Annotated in this window: 19 protein-coding genes and 1 tRNA gene; 9 read left to right on the forward strand and 11 right to left on the reverse strand. The window is 57.2% G+C overall.

Going from position 1 to position 20,397, the window contains the following annotated elements:
• The first annotated feature begins 4 nt into the window (after window positions 1–4).
• Window positions 5–1,120 carry a quinone-dependent dihydroorotate dehydrogenase gene (locus WMQ00_RS03345; RefSeq protein ID WP_049378150.1) on the forward strand — a complete coding sequence of 372 codons (1,116 nt, stop codon included), beginning with the start codon at window positions 5–7 and terminating at the stop codon, window positions 1,118–1,120.
• A 98-nt stretch (window positions 1,121–1,218) separates the two neighbouring features.
• Here WMQ00_RS03345 and WMQ00_RS03350 read toward each other — a convergent pair whose 3' ends face one another.
• Window positions 1,219–1,545, reverse strand: a complete 327-nt coding sequence (locus WMQ00_RS03350; protein ID WP_023021537.1) for a hypothetical protein — start codon at window positions 1,543–1,545, stop codon at window positions 1,219–1,221.
• A 65-nt stretch (window positions 1,546–1,610) separates the two neighbouring features.
• Window positions 1,611–2,150: a YbhB/YbcL family Raf kinase inhibitor-like protein gene (locus WMQ00_RS03355; protein WP_049378151.1), complete on the reverse strand. Its 540-nt coding sequence runs from the start codon at window positions 2,148–2,150 to the stop codon at window positions 1,611–1,613.
• Between the two features lie 227 nt (window positions 2,151–2,377).
• Between WMQ00_RS03355 and WMQ00_RS03360 the strand changes: the two genes are divergently transcribed.
• From WMQ00_RS03360 to WMQ00_RS03370, 3 genes are all read left to right on the forward strand, one after another.
• Window positions 2,378–2,463: transfer RNA gene (locus tag WMQ00_RS03360), tRNA-Leu, on the forward strand.
• A 76-nt stretch (window positions 2,464–2,539) separates the two neighbouring features.
• Entirely contained in the window at window positions 2,540–3,256 is a 717-nt protein-coding gene (locus WMQ00_RS03365; protein WP_023027855.1) for a TVP38/TMEM64 family protein, read from the forward strand.
• 54 nt (window positions 3,257–3,310) lie between these two features.
• A complete protein-coding gene (locus tag WMQ00_RS03370; protein WP_023021534.1) occupies window positions 3,311–3,889 on the forward strand; it encodes a hypothetical protein in 579 nt (192 codons plus the stop codon).
• Here WMQ00_RS03370 and WMQ00_RS03375 read toward each other — a convergent pair.
• Entirely contained in the window at window positions 3,886–4,725 is an 840-nt protein-coding gene (locus WMQ00_RS03375) for a DUF3097 domain-containing protein (RefSeq protein ID WP_034655356.1), read from the reverse strand. The two genes, WMQ00_RS03370 and WMQ00_RS03375, sit on opposite strands and share 4 nt — an antisense overlap.
• Before the next feature lie 33 nt (window positions 4,726–4,758).
• Here WMQ00_RS03375 and WMQ00_RS03380 point away from each other — a divergent pair, with 33 nt between their 5' ends.
• Complete coding sequence (locus WMQ00_RS03380; protein WP_049378154.1) at window positions 4,759–5,532, forward strand: hypothetical protein; 774 nt, start codon at window positions 4,759–4,761, stop codon at window positions 5,530–5,532.
• Here the strand turns inward: WMQ00_RS03380 and WMQ00_RS03385 are convergent.
• The 3 genes from WMQ00_RS03385 to WMQ00_RS03395 all read right to left on the reverse strand — a co-directional run bounded on the left by WMQ00_RS03385 (window position 5,529) and on the right by WMQ00_RS03395 (window position 10,280).
• Window positions 5,529–6,602, reverse strand: coding sequence for a ferrochelatase (locus tag WMQ00_RS03385; RefSeq protein WP_023021531.1), 1,074 nt, complete (start codon window positions 6,600–6,602; stop codon window positions 5,529–5,531). The two genes, WMQ00_RS03380 and WMQ00_RS03385, sit on opposite strands and share 4 nt — an antisense overlap.
• Window positions 6,603–6,633: 31 nt before the next feature.
• The gene (locus WMQ00_RS03390) at window positions 6,634–8,088 is read right to left on the reverse strand and encodes an NlpC/P60 family protein (RefSeq protein WP_023021530.1); all 1,455 of its coding nucleotides are present in this window, start codon (window positions 8,086–8,088) and stop codon (window positions 6,634–6,636) included.
• A gap of 1,718 nt (window positions 8,089–9,806) precedes the next feature.
• Window positions 9,807–10,280: an Rv1476 family membrane protein gene (locus tag WMQ00_RS03395; RefSeq protein WP_340440665.1), complete on the reverse strand. Its 474-nt coding sequence runs from the start codon at window positions 10,278–10,280 to the stop codon at window positions 9,807–9,809.
• Window positions 10,281–10,607: 327 nt separating this feature from the next.
• Here WMQ00_RS03395 and can point away from each other — a divergent pair, with 327 nt between their 5' ends.
• Both can and WMQ00_RS03405 read left to right on the forward strand, forming a co-directional pair.
• On the forward strand, window positions 10,608–13,421 hold the full coding sequence (gene can / locus WMQ00_RS03400) for an aconitate hydratase (RefSeq protein ID WP_023021527.1): 2,814 nt from the start codon (window positions 10,608–10,610) through the stop codon (window positions 13,419–13,421).
• 190 nt (window positions 13,422–13,611) lie between these two features.
• Window positions 13,612–14,187, forward strand: coding sequence for a TetR/AcrR family transcriptional regulator (locus WMQ00_RS03405; RefSeq protein WP_023021526.1), 576 nt, complete (start codon window positions 13,612–13,614; stop codon window positions 14,185–14,187).
• 74 nt (window positions 14,188–14,261) lie between these two features.
• Here the strand turns inward: WMQ00_RS03405 and WMQ00_RS03410 are convergent, their stop codons facing one another.
• From WMQ00_RS03410 to WMQ00_RS03430, 5 genes are all read right to left on the reverse strand, one after another.
• Entirely contained in the window at window positions 14,262–15,398 is a 1,137-nt protein-coding gene (locus WMQ00_RS03410) for a hypothetical protein (RefSeq protein WP_023021525.1), read from the reverse strand.
• Window positions 15,389–16,081: an energy-coupling factor transporter transmembrane component T family protein gene (locus WMQ00_RS03415; RefSeq protein ID WP_340440666.1), complete on the reverse strand. Its 693-nt coding sequence runs from the start codon at window positions 16,079–16,081 to the stop codon at window positions 15,389–15,391. Before WMQ00_RS03415 ends, WMQ00_RS03410 begins: the two co-directional genes overlap by 10 nt.
• On the reverse strand, window positions 16,081–16,827 hold the full coding sequence (locus tag WMQ00_RS03420) for an ECF transporter S component (RefSeq protein ID WP_396335104.1): 747 nt from the start codon (window positions 16,825–16,827) through the stop codon (window positions 16,081–16,083). The genes WMQ00_RS03415 and WMQ00_RS03420 overlap by 1 nt, the downstream gene beginning before the upstream one ends.
• 146 nt (window positions 16,828–16,973) lie before the next feature.
• Window positions 16,974–17,939, reverse strand: coding sequence for a nucleoside hydrolase (locus WMQ00_RS03425; RefSeq protein ID WP_316330859.1), 966 nt, complete (start codon window positions 17,937–17,939; stop codon window positions 16,974–16,976).
• Window positions 17,940–17,960: 21 nt separating this feature from the next.
• Window positions 17,961–18,635 (reverse strand): NAD(P)H-binding protein, encoded by a 675-nt coding sequence (locus WMQ00_RS03430; protein WP_316330858.1) that lies wholly within the window; start codon window positions 18,633–18,635, stop codon window positions 17,961–17,963.
• 103 nt (window positions 18,636–18,738) lie between these two features.
• Between WMQ00_RS03430 and WMQ00_RS03435 the strand changes: the two genes are divergently transcribed.
• Window positions 18,739–19,008: an ACT domain-containing protein gene (locus WMQ00_RS03435; RefSeq protein WP_023021520.1), complete on the forward strand. Its 270-nt coding sequence runs from the start codon at window positions 18,739–18,741 to the stop codon at window positions 19,006–19,008.
• A complete protein-coding gene (locus WMQ00_RS03440) occupies window positions 19,009–20,373 on the forward strand; it encodes a PFL family protein (protein ID WP_049378167.1) in 1,365 nt (454 codons plus the stop codon). It begins immediately after the preceding gene.
• Window positions 20,374–20,397 lie beyond the last annotated feature (24 nt).

The raw sequence follows: 20,397 nt of genomic DNA on the forward strand, positions 1-20,397 counted from the left end.
CACCATGACCAGCACTATCGATCGACTGCGCGCGCAGGCCTACCAAGTGGCATTGCGTGGCATGTTTCAGCTTAGCCCGGAGCGCATCCACGGAATTATCAACACCGCACTGCGTGGACTCCAGGCGGTTGGTCCGGCCAACCGGGCCTTGGCAAAGGTGCTGCCGGTCAACGATCCGGTGCTCCGCCAAGAGGTCTTTGGCGTAGAGTTTCCCCGCCCACTGGGACTAGCCGCTGGGTTTGATAAGAATGCCGCCGCTGCTGATACCTGGTCCCCGATTGGCTTCGGCTTCGCGGAGTTGGGCACCGTCACCGCCCAAGCACAGCCGGGAAATCCTGCACCGCGACTTTTTCGCCTAAAGGCCGATAAGGCCATCTTGAACCGCATGGGGTTTAACAATGAAGGCGCAGCGGCCGCTGCAGAAAACCTCCGCAAGCGCCGCTACAGCGATGTTATTGGCATCAATATTGGCAAGACTAAAGTCACCCCTGCCGAGCACGCTGTGGAAGATTACCGCCGCTCTGCTTCCGTATTGGGCGACTTGGCTGACTTCCTTGTAGTCAACGTTTCCTCGCCGAATACCCCGGGCCTGCGCGACCTACAAGCAGTGGAGTCGCTGCGACCCATTCTTTCTGCCGTGCAAGAGTGCACCGCCGTTCCAGTGTTGGTCAAAATCGCTCCCGATCTTTCGGATTCCGACGTAGATGCAGTGGCAGACCTAGCCCTTGAACTCGGTCTCGACGGTATCGTAGCGACCAATACCACCATTTCCCGCGAGGGGCTCAAGACCCCTCCTGCCGAGGTAGCGGAAATGGGGGCCGGTGGCGTATCTGGTCCCCCGGTAGCCGAGCGCTCTCTGGAGGTGCTGCGCCGTCTCAATGAGCGTGTCGGCGGCCAGCTCACCCTCATCTCCGTCGGGGGCATCTCCACGCCGGAGCAGGCGTGGGAACGCATCACTTCCGGCGCTTCCTTGTTGCAGGGCTACACCGGCCTCATCTATGGCGGTCCAGATTGGATCCGCGATATCCACCGTGGCATTGCCGCCCAAATCCGCGCCCACGGCTTGCGCAATATTTCCCAAGCGGTTGGCTCTGGCCTGCCATGGAAACCCGTGGATTAATCCCTATAGAGACTCTTGGTTGAACAAGAAAGTCCGCCCCCACCTGCTCTACCCTAAGCAGCTGGGGGCGGACTTTCATTGATTAAACACGGTACTGGCTAGGCTTGCGCCATAGCGCTGCGCCTGAGAATAAGTGCGCACAGGACTGCGAAGCCGGCGTAGAACACCACCCAAAACTGCGCTTGGGTGAATAAAATCCCGCCGGGTAAGAAGCGGCTCGCCGCAATGACTACGATCGCAACCACTAATGCCACAACCTGGGCGCGGCTTCCCGCCTGGCTTCTACTCATGGTACTAAAGGCCCCGACGAGGAACGCGGCGGCAACAATAGCCACCTTCGAATACGTCCATGCGAAGTCGGCTCCCCAGCCATCCGAAAAGACAGAGATTAGCGCGAAGAGAGCCAGCACGAATGCGACCACCATGAAGGTGCCGCCGACCCGCAGGGTCGCCGAAGGGCTAGCCTGCGATGCACTAGAGCTACTTGCCGTTACTTTGCCTCGTACCAGCCCCACAAAATGGAACGGCCGAGCGCGTGGAAATGCAGGTTGAAACCGAGCACAGTCGGGGTTGCATCTGGGTCGATATCGAGCTTCTCCACGTCTACTGCATGGACTGCGTACAGATAGCGGTGAGGTGCGTGACCTGCAGGCGGGTTAGCGCCATAGTAGGTGCGCTCGCCCGAATCGTTGCGCAAGCTAATAACACCGTCAATGCCCAGGTCTTCTGCAGCACCAGCATTGGTAGGCAACTCGCTTACCTCAACGGGGATATTGAAGGCCGCCCAGTGCCAGAAACCAGAAGCGGTGGGAGCATCCGGGTCGAAACAGGTCACAGCCAGGGACTTAGTGCCTTCAGGCAAACCGGACCACGCAAGTTGAGGGGAAACGCTTTCCGGAGCGCGAAGCTTTTCTTGCAGCTCATCGCCTTCGACCACGTCGGTGGAAGAAAGAACAAAGGAAGGAACATCACGCAGCGGTGCGTAGGGATCTGGTCCAGGGAAGCGGGAGTCATCTGCATAAGAAGTCATAGACCCATTTGTACCCCACCTCACAAGGTGATGTCGATGTGGTGTAACCGCACGCCATGGTCGCACTACAGTCGTACCCCAGTACGACGCTTAGGCAGGATTACACCCATGTATTTCACCGCCCTTCACGCATGGACTTTTCGGCGCCCTACGCTGGCGATTTGTAAAGCACACCCCACGCAAGATACAGTATCGGAGTGCCCAGCCGAGAGGCTGACAAACACCCTGCCCGGGTGGCGGAATGGCAGACGCGCTAGCTTGAGGTGCTAGTGTCCTATTAACGGACGTGGGGGTTCAAGTCCCCCCTCGGGCACAGACTTCCGGCGGCTACCACGAGGTAGCCGCCGGATTTTTCTATCCTGCACTCCCTCAAGGACTACGATTTCCCCATGACCACATTTCTGAGTTGGGTGCGCAATTTCGGCCACTTCCTGCTTTCGCTCGCTCGGTCCGCTTGGCGCTCAATCCAGCGGTGGACCGTGCAGCGGTGGATAGCCGTTCTCGCTGCAGTAATCGCCCTCCTCGCCGTGCTTTATTTCTACGATCTGCCGGATGTGGCTCACCTGCGTGATGCCTCCACCCGATTTGGCGCATGGTCCCCTTTCATCTTCACCCTAGGTTATGTCATATTTACCCAGTTTCCCTTTCCTCGAACGTTCTGGACGGTAGCCGCAGGACTCTTATTTGGCCCGTGGAAGGGACTCGCGCTTTCCCTGTGCGCCTTGACGGTATCAGCGGCTTTGTCCTTTCTTATCGTCCGCAAGCTCCTCGGAGCCTGGATCCGCCCGCACCTGACCCATCCCGCAGTGTTCACAATCAACGCGCATCTCGAGCGGCGCGGGTGGCTGGCCATCGCTTCCCTCCGGATGGTAGCCGGCGTCCCGTTTAGCCTCCTGAACTACGTTGCTGCCCTTACTCCGGTAAAGCTCAGCCACTTCACCTTGGCCACCCTTGTCGGTTCTATTCCTACTACGGCTTTGGGCGTGTTCTTCGGCGATACCCTCACCGGACATACCTCTCCCGGCATCGTCCTCGCTATGGTGGTTTTCGCTGCGATTGGAGCGAGCGGGCTTTATATGGATTCGCGGCTTCCCACTCGCCCTTAAGTCAAGTTCGAGCGGTAGACTATTTCGCATTAGGTTCTTAGAGGGAGGTTTTCCATGCTTGCTGTCCACGCCCGCTACCGTGGCCGTTCCGTGCGTCGTGCAGAGTTGGTCCAGCGTTCTGCGTCGGCCCTATCAACTCTTTCTGGCGTTGGAGAGTTCCATGTGCTTGGCGTGGAAGATATTTGCGCCGTAGTTGATTCAGCAACGGCCGTCTGCGACGTCGTCATGGCCTTGCTTGCCGACGGCGACTGGGCCATCGGCATCGGTATAAGCCCCGGCAACCAAGAAGATGAGGAGGGGGCACGCCAAATAGCTACCGCCGCGTTGCGGAAGTCCGCCCGTATGGGCCAGGTCTACGCCAAGATCAACAAGCGTGGCCGCGCTTCCGAGGCAAGCGATATCGCGGCCACCTTTGCCCTGCTGGGATATGTTTTGCACAAGCGCACTATCGAGGGGCGCGAGGCTACCTCACTCGTGCGTGCTGGGCTGAACCAAAATGAGGCCGCCGAAGAGCTAGGGATTTCTAAACAAGCCATGTCGCAGCGCCTCCAGGCGGCCGGCTGGAGCGCGGAGTTGGCTGGATGGCAGTTGGCCGTCAACCTGATTGAACGCGCGAATCTTACCCAGCCTTAGAGCAAATCAGACTTGCTCAGTTCGGGCGTCGTAACGAAGTCCACGAGCCGCTCCACCGCGCCAATCAGACTGGAATCTAAGTCACGGAAAGAATGCACGGCGTTATACACATGACGCCAACCGTCCTTAGGGTCGCTCCACCCCACGCGCCTGCACATTCCGGTCTTCCAGTCCTCGCCATAAGGTACTTCTGGCCATGCACGCAATCCCACGCGCTGCGGCTTCACCGCTGCCCAAATATCGATGAATGGATGACCAGTGACTAGGACATGCTCTCCCACGGTTTCCGTTAACCGGGTTTCCTTGGAACCTTGAACGAGGTGGTCAGCCAACACACCTACCCTGCGGCCGGGTCCGGGCTGAAATTCCGCCAAGCGGTCTTCCAAATTGTCCAGGCCTTCAAGGTATTCCACCACTACGCCTTCCACGCGTAGGTCGTGGCCCCACACCTTTTCCACAATAGCGGCGTCGTGGACACCTTCCACCCAAATGCGCGAGGGCGCGGCGACCTTAGCCTCCACGTTTTCTACGCGGCGGGAACCGGAGTTGGACTTGCGGGGTGCCTGCTTTTCGACGTACCGGGTAAGCGTAACCGGCTTACCCTCCACTAGGAACCCGCCTTTGACCAAATTAAAAACGCGTTCCACACCGTGGCGATCCTCAAGGCGAACTACCTCACCGAAAACGGTCTTATCCACCCCCATGACAGCACCCACAAATTCGTCACCACGTACTTCCACTACCATTCCGGGCTCAGCTGGCACCTCAGGATATTGACGCGGCTTCGACCGCGAGTGGCCAGCAAATATGTCTCCGCCATAAGGATCAAAACTCATGGCCCGTTAGTCTATCTATTAGACTGGCTCGTCATGGATATGCGCGCCGAAGTATGGTCACCTTTACAAAACACCGCTGTCTGGCTGGGCTCGTGGCTGTGGGGACACGAAACCACCGATGATTTGCTAGATGCTCTTAAAGAACTGGGCGGGCGTCCGGAGAGTGTGGATGAAGCACCGTTCGTCGATGTGCTAGCGATGCTGCGCGCAGAGACCGCTGAACTTACCGCGAAGCGCGGTGAGCGCGCGGAACCCGTTGTACGCCTCGCGCTTTCCGGGCCGGGAGAGCCCCCTGCCCTACCCGCAGGATCGGAGTCCTATCACGCAGCTATCCAAAGTTCCGCCGGAGCAATCATAGTTCGCACCAATAATCCCACGCGCAACTTAGTCCTCATACCTCATATCCACCACAGCCACACCGCGTGGCAGGTGATCGTCGAAAAGCAACAGCTCCCCGCCCCCGCCTGGCTGAGCCCTGGGGAAGCCGACGCACTGCTTGCTCAAGCAACCAATGAATCCGCTGACCTTATCGCCGCAACTGGGTATAGCACTGAAGCGCTGCCCAACCCCCGCCTCACCGTGGGAACTTTAAGCGACTTTTATGACACCCCCGGCCTTCCCCAATCAACGCCGGCCCGAGCAGCCAAACTCTTCACCCGCGCCGACCGAGTGGCCGCGATCATCGAAACGGTTACCGACCGCATCAACGATCACAGCCTTGACCCGCAGTTACTCCGCTTGTGGCGCCACATCCGGCAGGCCCGCATGACGGGCGTTGCCTATGCACTCGGGGAGTTCGCGCGTTAAAGAGACCAAATATCGCAACATCCCGCGGCACACGGCGCACCATTGAGCGTGCACCCTTGCACGGTCACCTGCCCGCTGGTTTCCTTCTCGCGGCCATGCTCCAGCTCTTCTATAAGGTCAACCACCATTTCTGCAAACCGAGGGGTCGGGCCTGCAGTACGGGTACGCACGACCCTGACCCCCATATCCTCGGCCGCCTTCTGCAGCTCGGAATCGAGATCCCAAATAACCTCCATATGGTCGGAGATGAAACCAATTGGGCAAACCACAACCGTGTCGACGCCTTCGTTGTGGTGAATCTCAGTGGTGTGATCAACAATGTCGGGCTCTAGCCACGGAGTGCGTGGATTGCCTGAGCGTGACTGCCATACAAGGTCATAATCGGAAATACCGGCCTGCAACGCCACCAACCGCGCCGCCTCGGCCACCTGGCGGGAGTAGAGGTTTTTATCGCCTTCCGCGCCGCCAACGTTATCGTGCGCAACCGGGACAGAATGCGCGGTGAACAAAAGCCGGGTAGTCCGCTTCTTATCAGCTGAAACTTGTTCCCAGACCTCCGTTACGGCAGTGGCCATTTCGGCCACAAATTTCGGATGATCAAAGAATTGACGAATCTTCGTAAATTCAATCTCCGGCAGGCCTTGCTGCGCGAGATGTTCGCGCATGCGCTGAATATCTTCGTCATATTGCCGGCACGCGGAGTACCCACCCCATGCGGAGGTGGCAAACACAGCTACTTTACGGATACCGTCCCGAGACATCTGTTCTGCGGTCTCGTTGGCAAAGGGATGCCAATTCCGGTTGCCGAAATAAACCGGTAGATTATGTCCGCGTTTTTTCAGCTCACCTTGGACATGTTCGATAATTTCACGGTTGAGCGCATTGAGCGGACTTACGCCTCCGAAGTGATAATAGTGCTCACCCACTACTTCAAGCCGTTCGCGAGGAATGCCTCGACCACGGGTAACGTTCTCCAAAAACGGAACGACCTCCTCGTTTCCTTCCGGGCCACCGAAAGAAAGGACGAGGAGGGCGTCGAAGTTTTGGGCATTCTGTTGTGCGTCAGTCATGCCCTAAACAATACCAACCAAAAGTTGGAGATTAGAGAAGGCGCACGACGTCGGGAGTAGCGCCACCCCAGCGAACTGGAACTACTGAAACAGTCTGACCAGACTGTGGCGCCTCAATCATTTGGCCGTCACCTAGGTAGATAGCTACGTGCTGGTTGCCACCAGGACCGTAGAAGATAAGGTCACCGCGCTTCGCGTTGTCGCGAGGAACCTTCTTGCCCTGCTGGTACTGTGCGCCAGTGTAGTGAGGCAGGTCCAGGCCAGCTGCCGCGTAGGCGTACTTTACGAGGCCAGAGCAATCGAAGCCCGACTGGTTGAAATCACCGAAAGAGTCAGCCACTCCGCCATCTCGGAGCCCACCGGTAGGACCATTGTTATCGCCGCCGCCCCAAACATAAGGCACACCAACCTGAGATTCAGCACGGGAAATGACGGCCTCAATCTGAGCATCACGCCCAGCATCTGCGCCCGCAATAGCATCGTCAGACTCCGTCACCTCGTCCACCTCAGGCGCATCAGCGCTAGCAGCGGGTGCAGTGTTCGGGCTTCCCAATCCAAGCAAGTCAGATGAGCCCTGCATGAGGGTGCGCACATCGTCCTCATCAACTGCAGCAGCGATATCATTCGCAAGTCCGAGCGCATCATCTACAGAGGACCCAGTTGCGAAGTCGACGTTCTGAAACCTCGGGGTAGCACCCTGATTGAGGGCGTTTCCAAATTCAGCTTCCGGAGCGGTACCACCCTGGTTGATAGCGCCTCGCTCTTCCGAATTATTGGACGCGTTCGGGCCAGCAGAAACCTGCGGGACCCCCTCCCCAACAACCTCATCGGTAAAGTTTTCTGACTTGATTTCTTCGGTCAAGTTTTCAGGGTTGACCGTCGCGGCGTCGGAAGCCTTTTGATTGTCAAGCTCATTAACTGGATTTAGGCCGGTATCAAGCGTGTCCTGCTGAGAGAGCTGAAGACCGCTTTCGTTTGCCTCCTGGGATTCCGCTCCCTGCTGGCGAGCAAAAGTTGCCTCCGCAAACCGTTGGGTAGCGTTCAGTCGAGCCTCATCTTGTGCTAACTCTCGACGCTCTTGCACCACACGATTCTCGGCGTCTCGCTTGTCTTTGTCTGCCTGATCCAACTCGCCCTGCAGGCTAGCAAGGTACTCTTCATTCGCCCCTGGATCGTCGCTAACTTGTTCCATTTGGCTCTGGATCCGAGCGATACGATCCTCGGCTGCAGCGACATCAGCTTCCGCTCGACTTAGCTCTGCACGCGAAGCCTCAACAGCCCCCTGCAAAGAGTCTGCGTTGTTAACCGCGCGGTCAATTGCCGCACGCTCTGAGTCGTGTGCTTGGATTACACCAGCATTGTCCGCCGGTGAATCATCGGCGCCTGCTGGCGCTACGGTAGAAAGAGTTGATACGGCTGCGGTACCTACTACCGCAGCAAGGAAAGCGCGAACATGTCGAATGCGCGGAAGGCGAATGGTGGCCACTGAAATACTCCTAGATTGGACCCACACAGTTCCTTTAAGAAGTGCCCATCACCGCTTCCGGGCATAGGAATGCCCGGGCTCCCCGCCTGCCTATTTCGCACAAACGCAGGCGTTATCGCATGTCTAACCGGGGTAACTAGAAAATCGCCTCGAGACGATAAAGATAGGTACGCGAAGCTATTCTCAAGCGCCCGTAGACACTAGAGGGGTAAATGGTTATGGACTGCCTCAATTGGCTGAGACTTCACTCCGGGCGTGTTGTTTCTATGGACCACCCAACAGTCCAGGGACTTTTCGTGCTGTAACTGGAAAACCTGACCATTATCGCTTTCCAGCCGACTGCCTTAAATCGCTACTGTTTCCCCACAACAGCGAAAATCAGACACCTTTGGATCCGGCTGAATTGATTAAAAGCCTACTCGCCCAAAATCAACAGGCTGGCGCAAAAGGTCTACACATATCCTTTGTTCACATGTTCACAGCAGAAATTCCCATGACTGCGAAGTCCACATTCTCGTTCGCGATATTTGCGACATACGTTCCAGGATGCGTTTTACAACCCAAGATTCCGCATGCCCCGATCACGTTCTATTGCACTGAGCGCCGTGAGAACTGCTCTACGGGTTCTGGCATGACTCGCCGCGGCGCCGGCTGACTTTGTTAAAAGGTCTAGCCCCTTAACAATCCTGAGCCGTCGAGGGCAAGCAGCCACAAACCATGAACAGGCCACACGAAGCTGGCCCTGGCGGAGTGAACAGGAGTTCCTAGACCCAAAACCCTATGGACCTATCCGTGCACCCCTTTCGTGGCTCTGAGCTTCGCGCTCTGCCCTATCGAAAGATTCGCACCAAAAGTTCCACACGGTGGAGTTCTAATGAACCCGTCTCACCTCATAAACGGAAGGTGGGTTGATGTTTAATTTTTTCGAACATTGCAATCGCTCAAGTTTTTAACTTGCATCCCCAACCTCTTTCGATGGAGCCCGGTTCATTGACTTCCAAGAACGGCCACTCGATGTTCCATCATTCGCTCGAGGCGTGCTTCCCCACATACCCGTGCGAGTTCTCTCGTGACAGTCAAGGCTAAGCCCATGAACCCAGGAAGCAAGAAATGTCCCCTGAGTCGACATCCGAACCTTACGTCACGACACGCCCGCTTCGCACAATTTTCCCGCAATTCACGTGAGTCAAGTTAATTCACATGACTCAACATGAGCACCTAACCTGCAATGATTTTGTTACCATCCCGTTATTGTGATTTTAATCACACGGCACCTGGATGGACACACGCTTCAAACCGGCCCCTGTGGACAGCATGGAAGCAAACCGACCACTCCCCTACCCCGAGTCAACCCCTAAGGGTTTACTTTGCCCCTCCCCTGCCCTTCCCGTACCTTTCACCGACACCCCTAATCGTTTTGTCATCGGATACGGGCCCTGCTTCGGCACCCAATTTTAGACGCCTTCAGCACTCCTACGGATAAACGAGACAGCAACTTGTTCATCGCCGCCCGGCACCTCTACCCCACCCCCTGGTGGTCTTTACGTAAATTACTTTCCTCCTAAAACGGTTCGCAAAAGTTTCAGCTACTTATCTAAAACTTTTTCGAACAAACCTATTTTCCTACAGTCTCCACCTTGTTCAAGAGGCGTTACTTGGAATCTCGGATCCAGCGCTCAATGTCGAGGCGCCCTGCCTTTCATACCCCTGGGGTCCGCTTACAGCCCTTCAGACTTGCGTCGGCTTGCCACCATAAAAGAGCTAACCAAGACAAGCACAGCAATCACAGCAACCGCTCCCACGACTGTTGCCACCGGGAAGCTGATTTGGTCTAGTCCTCCGTAGTACTTAGTCAGAAGGTCCACCTGGTCAAGCCCGGGCGGCAGTTGCGCCTGTACTGACTCAATATCGGCTCGACTATAAGTATCACTAACCGAAGAGACATGTTGTGGGGTCTGGACAATGACCGTGTTCAACCCCGTGGCATCTTGAAGCTCTTGGGCAATGTCGCGGACGTCGGGGGTCCGAACATCGATTACATCAACTACGGCCACGCCGTCGCCGTCCCGCAACCCCTTGCTCAGATCCGCATTGAGTGTGGCATTGTGACTAAGCGCCGCGGCCGTATAGGCCACCCCATCCTCTTTGAGCTGATTCGCCAAGTCAGATATATCTACCCCTGCGGGAACCATGCGAATCCCTTCCTTATATATAGGGCCCCTAAACTACTTCTCCCCCAAGATACGGGCAGCTAGAAGCGACCCAACTCCTCAACTCGCCGGTTTTCCCGAAAAGGTGAAACAGAACGCTTGTACTGTTACAATGGCAGCGACCGAAGGTTTTAGCCTCTACAATATCTAGGTGAACCATCGCGTTCTTTGTCGCCTTCAGCACTGCGGGCCCCATGGTCGCGTCCTGTCACATTAGTGACCGAAGACGCAGAGCACCGCCCCGCGGTAACGACAGACGACGAGTACCAAACAGAACACACTGTTTATCAACAAGGAATGGAGCTCCCTGTGACTGAAAGCTTGAACTCCTTCGAGGCCAAGAAGACCCTTGACGTCAACGGCAAGTCTTATGACTACTTTGACATCAACACCGTCTCCGGCTTGGAGAAGTTGCCTTACTCCCTCAAGGTGCTAGCAGAGAACCTGCTGCGCAATGAGGACGGCAAGAACGTAACCAAGGACCACATCAACGCCCTGGCAAACTGGGACCCGGAAGCGGAGCCAGACACCGAAATCCAGTTCACCCCAGCACGCGTGCTCATGCAGGACTTCACCGGCGTTCCTTGCGTTGTTGACCTTGCCACCATGCGTGAGGCGGTCTCTGCCTTGGGTGGTACCCCGGATCAGGTCAACCCGCTCAACCCAGCCGAGATGGTTATTGACCACTCCGTCATCGTTGAGGCCTTTGGCTCCACCGATGCACTGGAAAAGAACGTCGAAATTGAGTACCAGCGCAACGAAGAGCGCTACCAGTTCCTTCGCTGGGGTGCTGAGAACTTCTCCAACTTCCGCGTTGTACCTCCAGGAACCGGCATCGTCCACCAGGTAAATATCGAGTACCTGTCCCGCGTTGTATTCGACAACGAGGGCCTTGCTTACCCTGATACCTGTATCGGTACCGACTCCCACACCACCATGGAAAACGGCCTAGGTATTCTTGGCTGGGGCGTCGGCGGCATCGAGGCAGAGGCTGCGATGCTCGGCCAGCCGGTATCCATGCTCATCCCGAAGGTCGTTGGCTTCAAGCTGACCGGCGAGATTCCAACCGGTGTTACCGCAACCGACGTTGTACTTACCATCACTGAGATGCTGCGCGAGCACGGCGTTGTCCAGAAGTTCGTAGAGTTCTACGGCAACGGCGTCAAGTCCGTTCCGCTGGCTAACCGCGCCACCATCGGCAACATGTCCCCTGAGTTCGGTTCCACCGCGGCGATCTTCCCAATTGATGAGGAGACCACCAAGTACCTCGAGCTCACCGGCCGCCCACAGGAGCAGATCGACCGCGTTGAAGCATACGCCAAGGCGCAGGGAATGTGGCTGGAAGAGGATGCCCCGGAGGCAAAGTACTCCGAGTACCTCGAGCTGGACCTGTCCACCGTTGTTCCTTCCATTGCTGGTCCAAAGCGCCCGCAGGACCGTATCCTGCTGACCGAGGCCAAGGAGCAGTTCCGCAAGGATTTGGCTAACTACACCACCGACGAGGTTTGCGTCGATGAAACCTCTGTTGAGGCAAAGCGCATGTCCGCAGAAGGCGGCGCTCCGGAATTGGAGGACGTCACCGGCGGTTTGAATAAGGCCCGCGAGGGCCACGGCGAGTCCTCCGCTATTGGTGCAAAGGGCCGTCACTCCAACCCGATTACCGTTGAGTCCCAGAATGGTGGCGAGTTCACCTTGGACCACGGCATGGTCGCTATCGCCTCCATCACCTCCTGCACGAACACCTCCAACCCATCCGTGATGGTGGGCGCAGGTCTTATTGCCCGCAAGGCAGCAGAAAAGGGCCTCCAGTCCAAGCCGTGGGTTAAGACCATCTGTGCCCCTGGTTCCCAGGTTGTTGATGGTTACTTCCAGCGTGCAGACCTCTGGAAGGACCTCGAGGCAATGGGCTTCTACCTCTCCGGCTTCGGTTGCACCACCTGTATCGGTAACTCCGGCCCATTGCCGGATGAGGTATCTGCAGCCATCAATGAGAATGACCTAGCTGCCACCGCGGTTCTTTCCGGTAACCGCAACTTCGAGGGTCGTATCTCCCCAGACGTCAAGATGAACTACTTGGCCTCCCCAATCATGGTCATCGCCTACGCCATTGCCGGCACCATGGACTTTGACTTTGATGCACAGCCACTGGGTCAGGATATGGAAGGCAACGATGTCTACCTGAAGGACATCTGGCCATCCCCGCAGGAGATTGAGGACACCATTCAGTCCGCTATCTCCCGCGAGATGTACGAGGCTGACTACGCCGACGTCTTTAAGGGCGACGAGGCTTGGCGCAACTTGGACGTGCCGGAAGGTGAGACCTTCAAGTGGGATGAGGATTCCACCTACATCCGCAAGGCTCCTTACTTCGATGGCATGCCTACCGAGCCAAACCCGGTTGAGGACATCAAGGGCGCTCGCGTTCTTGCGAAGCTGGGTGACTCCGTCACCACCGACCACATCTCCCCTGCTTCCGCTATTAAGCCGGGCACCCCGGCTGCGCAGTACCTTGATGAAAACGGCGTTGCACGCAAGGACTACAACTCCCTGGGCTCTCGCCGTGGTAACCACGAGGTCATGATGCGCGGTACCTTTGCGAATATTCGCCTGGCTAACCAGCTGGTCGATGTCACTGGTGGCTACACCCGTGACTTTACCCAGGAAGGCGGCCCACAGGCCTTCATCTTCGATGCTTGCCAGAACTACAAGGAAGCCGGCATTCCACTGGTAGTCATCGCTGGTAAGGAGTACGGCACTGGTTCCTCCCGTGACTGGGCTGCAAAGGGCACCAACCTGCTTGGCGTAAAGGCTGTAATCACTGAGTCCTTCGAGCGCATCCACCGTTCCAACCTGATCGGCATGGGCGTTATCCCACTGCAGTTCCCACAGGGCGAGTCCCACGAGTCCTTGGGGCTGGATGGCACTGAAACCTTCGATATTGAGGGCATCACCGCCTTCAATGAAGGCTCCATCCCGAAGACCGTCCACGTCACCGCCACCAAGGAGTCCGGCGACACCGTCGAGTTTGACGCTGACGTCCGCATTGACACCCCGGGTGAGGCTGACTACTTCCGCCACGGCGGCATCCTGCAGTACGTCCTGCGCCAGATGGTCAAGAGCTAGGCGCTTTTCGCACAATCCTTAAGCCCCTGAAGGGGCTAAGGGCCTAGGTTCGGTCGATAACGCGGGGTTGCACCGCCCTCCCCAGTAGAGGGCGCTGCGGCCCCGCGTTTCGTCGCATAGATTTTATTCTTATTCAAAATTACTGATTTATTATTCTTTAGACGTTCCCCATTAAGGAGAGTTGCCTACTATGCCAATCGTCAGCGAATCTGAACTCAGCCGCCGTCGGCACGACATTCTCGTAGGCGCTCGCCGGTGTTTTGCAGAGCACGGGTACGAGGGAGCTACAGTTCGTCTACTAGAACAGGCAACGGGCAAGTCCCGCGGCGCAATCTTTCACCACTTCGGTGACAAAGAGTCTCTCTTTCTTGCATTGGCGCAAGAAGATGCCGCCCGTCAGGCCGAGGTCGTAGCCCACAATGGCTTGGTTGAGGTTATGCGTGAGATGCTCCAGCATCCTGAGCGTCACGATTGGCTAGCCACTCGCTTGGAAATCACTTCCCTCCTCCGCACTGATCCTTCCTTCGCCGCTAGGTGGAAGGAAAACCAGTCGGTTCGTGGCGAGGCCGTGCGCGCACGCTTGGCGTCCAATGCGGACAAGGGCCGCCTGCGCGATGATGTTAATATCGACACCTTGGCTATCTATCTAGAGGTGTTTATGGATGGGTTCATCAACCGGCTCGCCTTGGGCGAAACCGCAGAGCTGGAAAAAGTCCTTGACTTAGTAGAGCAATCTATCCGTGGCGGTCAGGCGGATCTGTCTTAATCCCGTCTGAACAGTCCTGCTCCCGGCTGCTTGTTACTTGAAACGCGCAATAGCCGGGAGCTTTTCGCATGTGCTCAGCGGTGCGGTGACGGTAATTTCTTTTCCGTGACTTGGGCGTAGGTCGATATTTCCGCCACAAACTGCGGATCATGGCAAGTAACCACTAAGGCACTGCCGGACTGTAATCCGTAGTGGATTAGTTGGTGCATAAGCCATCGGTCCGCGGCGGAAAGCAAGGTATCTGGCTCGTCGAGCAGCACCTTCTGGCGGTGCTGCCCAATAACGTGGGCCACTTGCGCAAGCCGCAGGCGTGATGATGACAAATCTAAGGGATGATCAGCAGGATTTAATCCCAGCAGGTTGCGCAAAGCTTCATTGGGTACAAATTCCTCCACTGTGGAAAATGCCGCCTGGTCAAACGGCGACTGCATAGCAAGGGCGGGAAGATTTCGTACAACTCCCCCGCCATCAAGCCCGGCGGCGGCGCGCAAGAGCGACGTTTTACCGCTACCATTATTGCCGCGCAACCATGTCACCCCGGCTTCCACGGTGGGGATTTCTACGGGGCCGACGCTAAAAGTTGTTCCGGTGGGCTGGGAAAATTGCCACCACCTTTTCTTCTTTGGTCCTCGCTGGGCAATTAGCGGGCCTATGCTCCCCTGCCGCCCGCGCGCATATACCCGCGGCAGGTTGAGGGGTGCTACGAGTGGTTCTGTTCCTATGATTTCTCCGCCTAGCTCTGGCCAGGTAGTACTCGAGACGGCAATAACGCAGGTATGCGGCATTGCCTGCAGAAGGTTAATCACTTGTGCGCGCGACTCTGAATCGAGGCCAGCTGCGGGTTCACAAATGATCATGATCGCAGGCTCGCGGATGGCCACACAGGCTGCGGCTAATCTGCGAGTTTGGCCGCCAGACAGCTGCGCGGGGTCATGTTCACAGTAGGCCGAAAGGCCCACTGCGCTAAGCATATGGTCCCCGCGGACTTGCATCTCCTCCGCAGGCACACCCGCGTTTTCCAGGCCTAGTACTACTTCTTCAATGCAGGACTCGCGCAGGAAACTAATTTGTGCGGAAGCATCCGTGCCGATGATTGCTGCGGTGGACAGAGATTCCGCTAGCTGCGCCGCAACATCTTCCACTGCTTTATCAGGATCGACGAGAACCTGAACGATGGTCCCAGGGGTGGGGCGAAGGTGGGCTAGATCCATCTAGCAATCACCACCGCAAGGCACACTAGCGGGATAAGGAAGCGTAAGACTCGGGACAACCTGGAATCGGCAACGGGCCGCAATAAGCTGCGTTTCCCTTCCTGGTCGAACCCGATGGCGGCCAGGGCTTGGCCGCGTTGAGTTCCTTGGATGAGGAGGCGAGCGATGACAGGAATAATGACGCGAGAGATGGTATTGCGCCAGGTTATGGTGATTCCGGTTAATTGGTTGGCTTCACGGACGCATCGCCAGGCATGCGCACCTTGGGGCAAGGTCTGTAGGGAGGAACCAACCACATACGCCACCTTGTGTCCGACGCGGGAGACTTGCAGCCATTTGGCGATATCCGCGATGCGCAGCGCCGCCATTGCCGCGATGAAGCAGGCCATGAGCGCACAGAAGCGGAGGCTGAGGCTACCGGCGAGTATTAGGCCGTCGGCAGTAAGCAGAGGCGCAACTGGGGTGTCACCGTAGGGAGCATGAATGACCAGCATGGAAAGGGCCGCGGGCACGCTCAGTGCAATCGTAGTCAAAATCACGGAGGCGTTGCGGGTAGATACAGTACCGCAGGCAAGGGCAACGAGCATGACGCTTGCCGACGCCACTGGGGTGTTTAGCGCCAAGGTAAGAAGCCAGCCGCAGGCCGCAATGGTGACGACGGTGGCAGGATGGAGGCGGCTCATCAGCGTGGTTGCAGCGATTCACGGGTGCGTTGCGGCAAAGCTTTTACCGCTGCCCAGACGATGAGGAAAACCAGCGTTTTATCCAGGGGATCTGAGATGAAGGACTGCAGGGTAACCGAGGCGATAAGGGAATTGCCCAGCTCGCGAAAGAGCGAGACAACCGCGCCCGTACCAAGACCCGCAGTACCGCCATAAACAAAGGCAGCGACAGGGGCGGCGAGCATGCCGGAGACAATGCCAATGACGGCGCCACTGAGAATGACCCACCATACCTTGGTAAATGCGCCCTTCTTGATGACGAATCCGGATAGGAATCCCGTGGCGGCGGACACTGCAGCGAAAGGCAAAGCAGCGGGGTTGAGCAAGCCCCAGACGACAGAAGACAGCGTGCCGGTAGCCAAGCCAGCAATGGGACCGGCAAGCGCGGCTACCAGGATAGTTCCCACGGAATCGATATAGAGAGGTATGCCGATTGAACCAATGATTTCACCAACGACAATATTAAGGACCAGCGCCACCGGGATGATGGCGATGGTTCGCGCTGGTAAAGCCGGCACGGTGCCAGCAAGCAGGAGCGCGGCGCCGATAAGATAGCCGCTCAGGGTAACGAGCGCTTCAGTCGAACCAGCAACAGAATGCCAGTCCGTGGGGCGCAAAAGCACCAGGTAAATCCAAGTCGCGGCAACGATTAATGCACCCGCGATGACCATGGCCTTGCGGGCGGGGGTGAGAGAAAGCTGTGACACAATAAAAGTCCAAATCCATAAATAGAAAAAGGGCATAGAAAAACGCCGACCGCGGATGGTGCTGCTTTCCTATGTCACCTCGGAAAGCGATCCCGCACGGCACGTGCGCCGCGGATAATAGTAGAGGTTCTGCTCTTTAAAAGCCACTAGCGTGAAGCCAATAGTGTAAACCCCCGCAGACATTCTTGATGCGCGGCTTCCATATCTGCGCTCGTAACCAGTCGTGCGTTGTGGGCTCGGCCCCAGTGGTTTCGCAAGTCCGCAACGCTCGTCCCCCGCAGTAGCGGCGATTCCGCTTCGACATCAACGGTAGTTTCTACAACCTCGAAGTCGATCTGCTCTAAGGCGATCATGCACGTCAAAAGGTCGTGGATTTGGGCCTGATAGCCTTCCCCCTGCGCTTGGTGGAATTCAAAATAGTAGCGCAACACATCCGGCAGGATTTGTGCCATAGGGTGTCCGTGCAATAATTCCATGACCGCTTCTAGGCGCTGTGGGGTAATGAGAAACTGCTCTGTTAGCTCAAGCGAACATAGTGTGGTGGGAACGCGCGGGGCAGATGAATGAAAGTGCTGGGCGGCGGCGTGCGGATCAACCCAAAAGTTCCATTCCGCGGTCGGGGTGGTATTTCCCCGGTAGTTAACCGCGCCGCCCATGATGGTAATGGCGCCAAACTGCGCGACGGCTTCACTATGGGCTTTTTCAAATGCTGCAAGATTGGTGACCGGCCCGGTAACAATCAACTGCAGATCGTGATGAGCGGCTAGTGCTTCTTTCCATAGACGCTGCCAATCGCTGTGGTGCAGCGTGGTAGTAGGTGCTGTGGCATAGCCCAATCCCGTCGGACCATGGGTCTCAGGGGTTGTCGTGAGACCCACCTTTAAGGGGTGCGGCAAGCCGGGGGCTACGGGGACATCGGCAAGCGAGCACAAATCCAGAATCCAGCGGGCATTGGCCGCAGTCTGATAGGCCTCGACGTTGCCGGCTGTGGTGGTAACTCCCACCAGCTCAATATCCCCGGCATGATGAAGGCCCGCCAAATACATCAGGGCGAGGCAATCATCTATGCCGGGGTCACAATCAATTAAAATAGCTGGAGGCGTGGCAATCATAGTGCCAGCCAGTCTAACGCCTTACTTGATGGAGCTCACTGGATTATCGCCATCTACAAAGGCGAGCGGGGATTCCGGCAGGGTTTCGCGGCCGAGGGCCTCGACGAGGACATCGGCGACCAGCTCGCGCGAAGAAGTCATGGACTCCTGTAGCGCCTTATCCTCGATCTGCTCCAGCCCCTGTGCTGGTTCCTCGGTCAGCATTGCTGGCTTGAGGATAAGGTGCGGAAACTCTGCCTGAGCAAGGCGATTGTCCACTTCCTTCTTGGACTCAACGTAGGCATACCACTTCTCGTCGGCGGGATCCGTGGTGGCTTCTTGAGAACCCACATAGGAAATCATGAGGTAGGCAGGCAGGTTCTTTCCCTCCTGCTGCAGCGTCTCCATAGCGTCGAGGGTGGCAAGGGCACCATCGCGGTCAACGGCCCACGTAAGGTCTGCCCCACCGCGGCCGCCGTTGCCAGCGCCCCACACTACGGCATCATAAGCGGCGAAAAGCTCCGCCCACTGCGCAACGGTCTGCTCGGTAATATCGGCCAATACTGGGATCGCGCCAAGCTTTTCAATCTCAGACTTCTGCTCAGGGTTGCGGATAAGGGAGTGGACCTCGTGTCCGGCCTCCACCAGCTTTGGGGCGGCCAACAGGCCGACCTTGCCATGTCCACCGATGTACAGAATCTTCTTTTTATCAGTCATACCTCCCCACCGTAACAACGACGCCTCTTGCCCGCAGCGACCCCGGCCAGTACCGGTGGCAAAATGGCGGCGGTGGCTGCAGCGAGCAGATAGAATTGCTTGCATGTATGCCATTATGACCGTCACCGGAGCCGATAGCACCGGCATTATAGCCGCGGTGACCACTACCCTTGCCCAACTCGATATCAACGTCATTGACGTGTCCCAAACACTCATGGGCGGTTACTTCACCATGATCCTCCGCGTCGAATTTGATGCGGATAAGGTCTCCATCCAGACCATCAAGGAGCATATGCGCCCCGTGGCGGAAGAAAAGCACCAGTCCATCCGCATTCAGTCCGAAGACCTCTTCACCGCCATGAATGAGATTTAAATGAGCACGCGTTTTAATACCACTAATATCTTGGACACCATCGAGATGATTGAGAACTATCGTCTCGATATCCGCACCGTAACCATGGGCATCTCCCTCCTTGGATGCACCCGATCCACCATGGACGCTACCTGCCAGGCCATCTATGACCGCGTCACGCAGCAGGCCGGGCGCCTAGTGGAGGTATGCGAAGGCATCGAAGGCGAGCTGGGTATCCCCATCGTAAATAAGCGTATCTCCGTGACCCCAATATCCTTGGTGGTAGCCGGTGTAGAAGGAAACCCCGTCGACGCCGCAAAGGCACTGGACAAGGCAGCCAAAGAGGTAGGAGTCAACTTCGTGGGCGGCTATTCCGCTCTGGTCGAAAAGGGCGCTACCACCGCGGAACAAAAGCTCATAAGTTCCATTCCAGAAGCGCTGGCTACGACTGACGTCGTGTGTTCCTCCGTCAATATCGCCAGTTCCCGCGCCGGTATCAACATGGATGCGGCAAGGAAGATGGGCGAGGTTATCAAGGAAGCTGCCGAGCTGACCAAGGACAATTCCGCCATTGCCTGCGCCAAGCTGGTGGTCTTTGCTAATTCTGTGGGCGACAACCCATTTATGGCCGGCGCGTTCCACGGCATCGAAGAACCCGATTGCGTAGTCTCCGTCGGCGTTTCTGGCCCAGGTGTTGTCGACCGCGCCTTGGGATCGCTCGAAGGGGCGAGCCTCGACCAGGTAGCGGAAGAAGTCAAGAAGGCCGCTTTCAAGATCACCCGCGCCGGGCAACTGGTGGGCACCATGGCTTCCGAGCGCCTTGGCGTACCCTTCGGCATCATCGACCTTTCGCTTGCCCCTACTGCCGAATTGGGAGATTCGGTGGCCCACATCCTTGAGCACATGGGCCTAGACCAGGTGGGCACGCACGGTACAACTGCTGCTTTGGCTCTGCTTAACGACGCCGTAAAGAAGGGCGGCATGATGGCCTGCTCCCGCGTCGGCGGTTTGTCTGGTTCCTTTATCCCCGTCTCCGAGGATAAAGGCATGATCGATGCGGTTAAGTCCGGCTCTATCTCCATGGACAAGCTGGAGGCCATGACCGCCATTTGCTCGGTGGGCTTTGACATGATTGCGCTGCCGGGCGATACCTCGGCCGCGACGATTTCGGGCATGATTGCTGACGAGGCCGCCATCGGCGTGATGAATCATAAGACCACGGCGGTACGCGTGATCCCGGTTCCTGGCGCCCAGGTGGGCGACGAGGTGAGCTTCGGCGGCCTGCTGGGCTACGCACCGGTGATCCCGATCAATCACGTGGGTAATGCGCAGTTCATTAACCGCGGCGGCTTCATCCCCGCTCCAGTGCATGGATTCCGCAACTAAGGAGAGCGGCCACCGCGCCGCGGC

Origin of the sequence: Corynebacterium sp. KPL2825 (genome assembly GCF_037908445.1) — a bacterium.
In the GTDB taxonomy this organism is placed as follows: Bacteria; Actinomycetota; Actinomycetes; order Mycobacteriales; family Mycobacteriaceae; genus Corynebacterium; species Corynebacterium kefirresidentii.

Coding starts and splice junctions, on each gene's coding strand:
- WMQ00_RS03370 (WP_023021534.1), top strand. CDS start 3,311: ATGCTTGCTGTCCACGCCCGCTACCGTGGCCGTTCCGTGCGTCGTGCA.
- WMQ00_RS03375 (WP_034655356.1), bottom strand. CDS start 4,725: ATGAGTTTTGATCCTTATGGCGGAGACATATTTGCTGGCCACTCGCGG.
- WMQ00_RS03435 (WP_023021520.1), top strand. CDS start 18,739: ATGTATGCCATTATGACCGTCACCGGAGCCGATAGCACCGGCATTATA.
- WMQ00_RS03355 (WP_049378151.1), bottom strand. CDS start 2,150: ATGACTTCTTATGCAGATGACTCCCGCTTCCCTGGACCAGATCCCTAC.
- WMQ00_RS03365 (WP_023027855.1), top strand. CDS start 2,540: ATGACCACATTTCTGAGTTGGGTGCGCAATTTCGGCCACTTCCTGCTT.
- WMQ00_RS03395 (WP_340440665.1), bottom strand. CDS start 10,280: ATGGTTCCCGCAGGGGTAGATATATCTGACTTGGCGAATCAGCTCAAA.
- WMQ00_RS03430 (WP_316330858.1), bottom strand. CDS start 18,635: ATGACTGATAAAAAGAAGATTCTGTACATCGGTGGACATGGCAAGGTC.
- WMQ00_RS03410 (WP_023021525.1), bottom strand. CDS start 15,398: ATGGATCTAGCCCACCTTCGCCCCACCCCTGGGACCATCGTTCAGGTT.
- WMQ00_RS03415 (WP_340440666.1), bottom strand. CDS start 16,081: ATGAGCCGCCTCCATCCTGCCACCGTCGTCACCATTGCGGCCTGCGGC.
- WMQ00_RS03385 (WP_023021531.1), bottom strand. CDS start 6,602: ATGACTGACGCACAACAGAATGCCCAAAACTTCGACGCCCTCCTCGTC.
- WMQ00_RS03345 (WP_049378150.1), top strand. CDS start 5: ATGACCAGCACTATCGATCGACTGCGCGCGCAGGCCTACCAAGTGGCA.
- WMQ00_RS03425 (WP_316330859.1), bottom strand. CDS start 17,939: ATGATTGCCACGCCTCCAGCTATTTTAATTGATTGTGACCCCGGCATA.
- WMQ00_RS03405 (WP_023021526.1), top strand. CDS start 13,612: ATGCCAATCGTCAGCGAATCTGAACTCAGCCGCCGTCGGCACGACATT.
- WMQ00_RS03380 (WP_049378154.1), top strand. CDS start 4,759: ATGGATATGCGCGCCGAAGTATGGTCACCTTTACAAAACACCGCTGTC.
- WMQ00_RS03440 (WP_049378167.1), top strand. CDS start 19,009: ATGAGCACGCGTTTTAATACCACTAATATCTTGGACACCATCGAGATG.
- WMQ00_RS03350 (WP_023021537.1), bottom strand. CDS start 1,545: ATGGTGGTCGCATTCGTGCTGGCTCTCTTCGCGCTAATCTCTGTCTTT.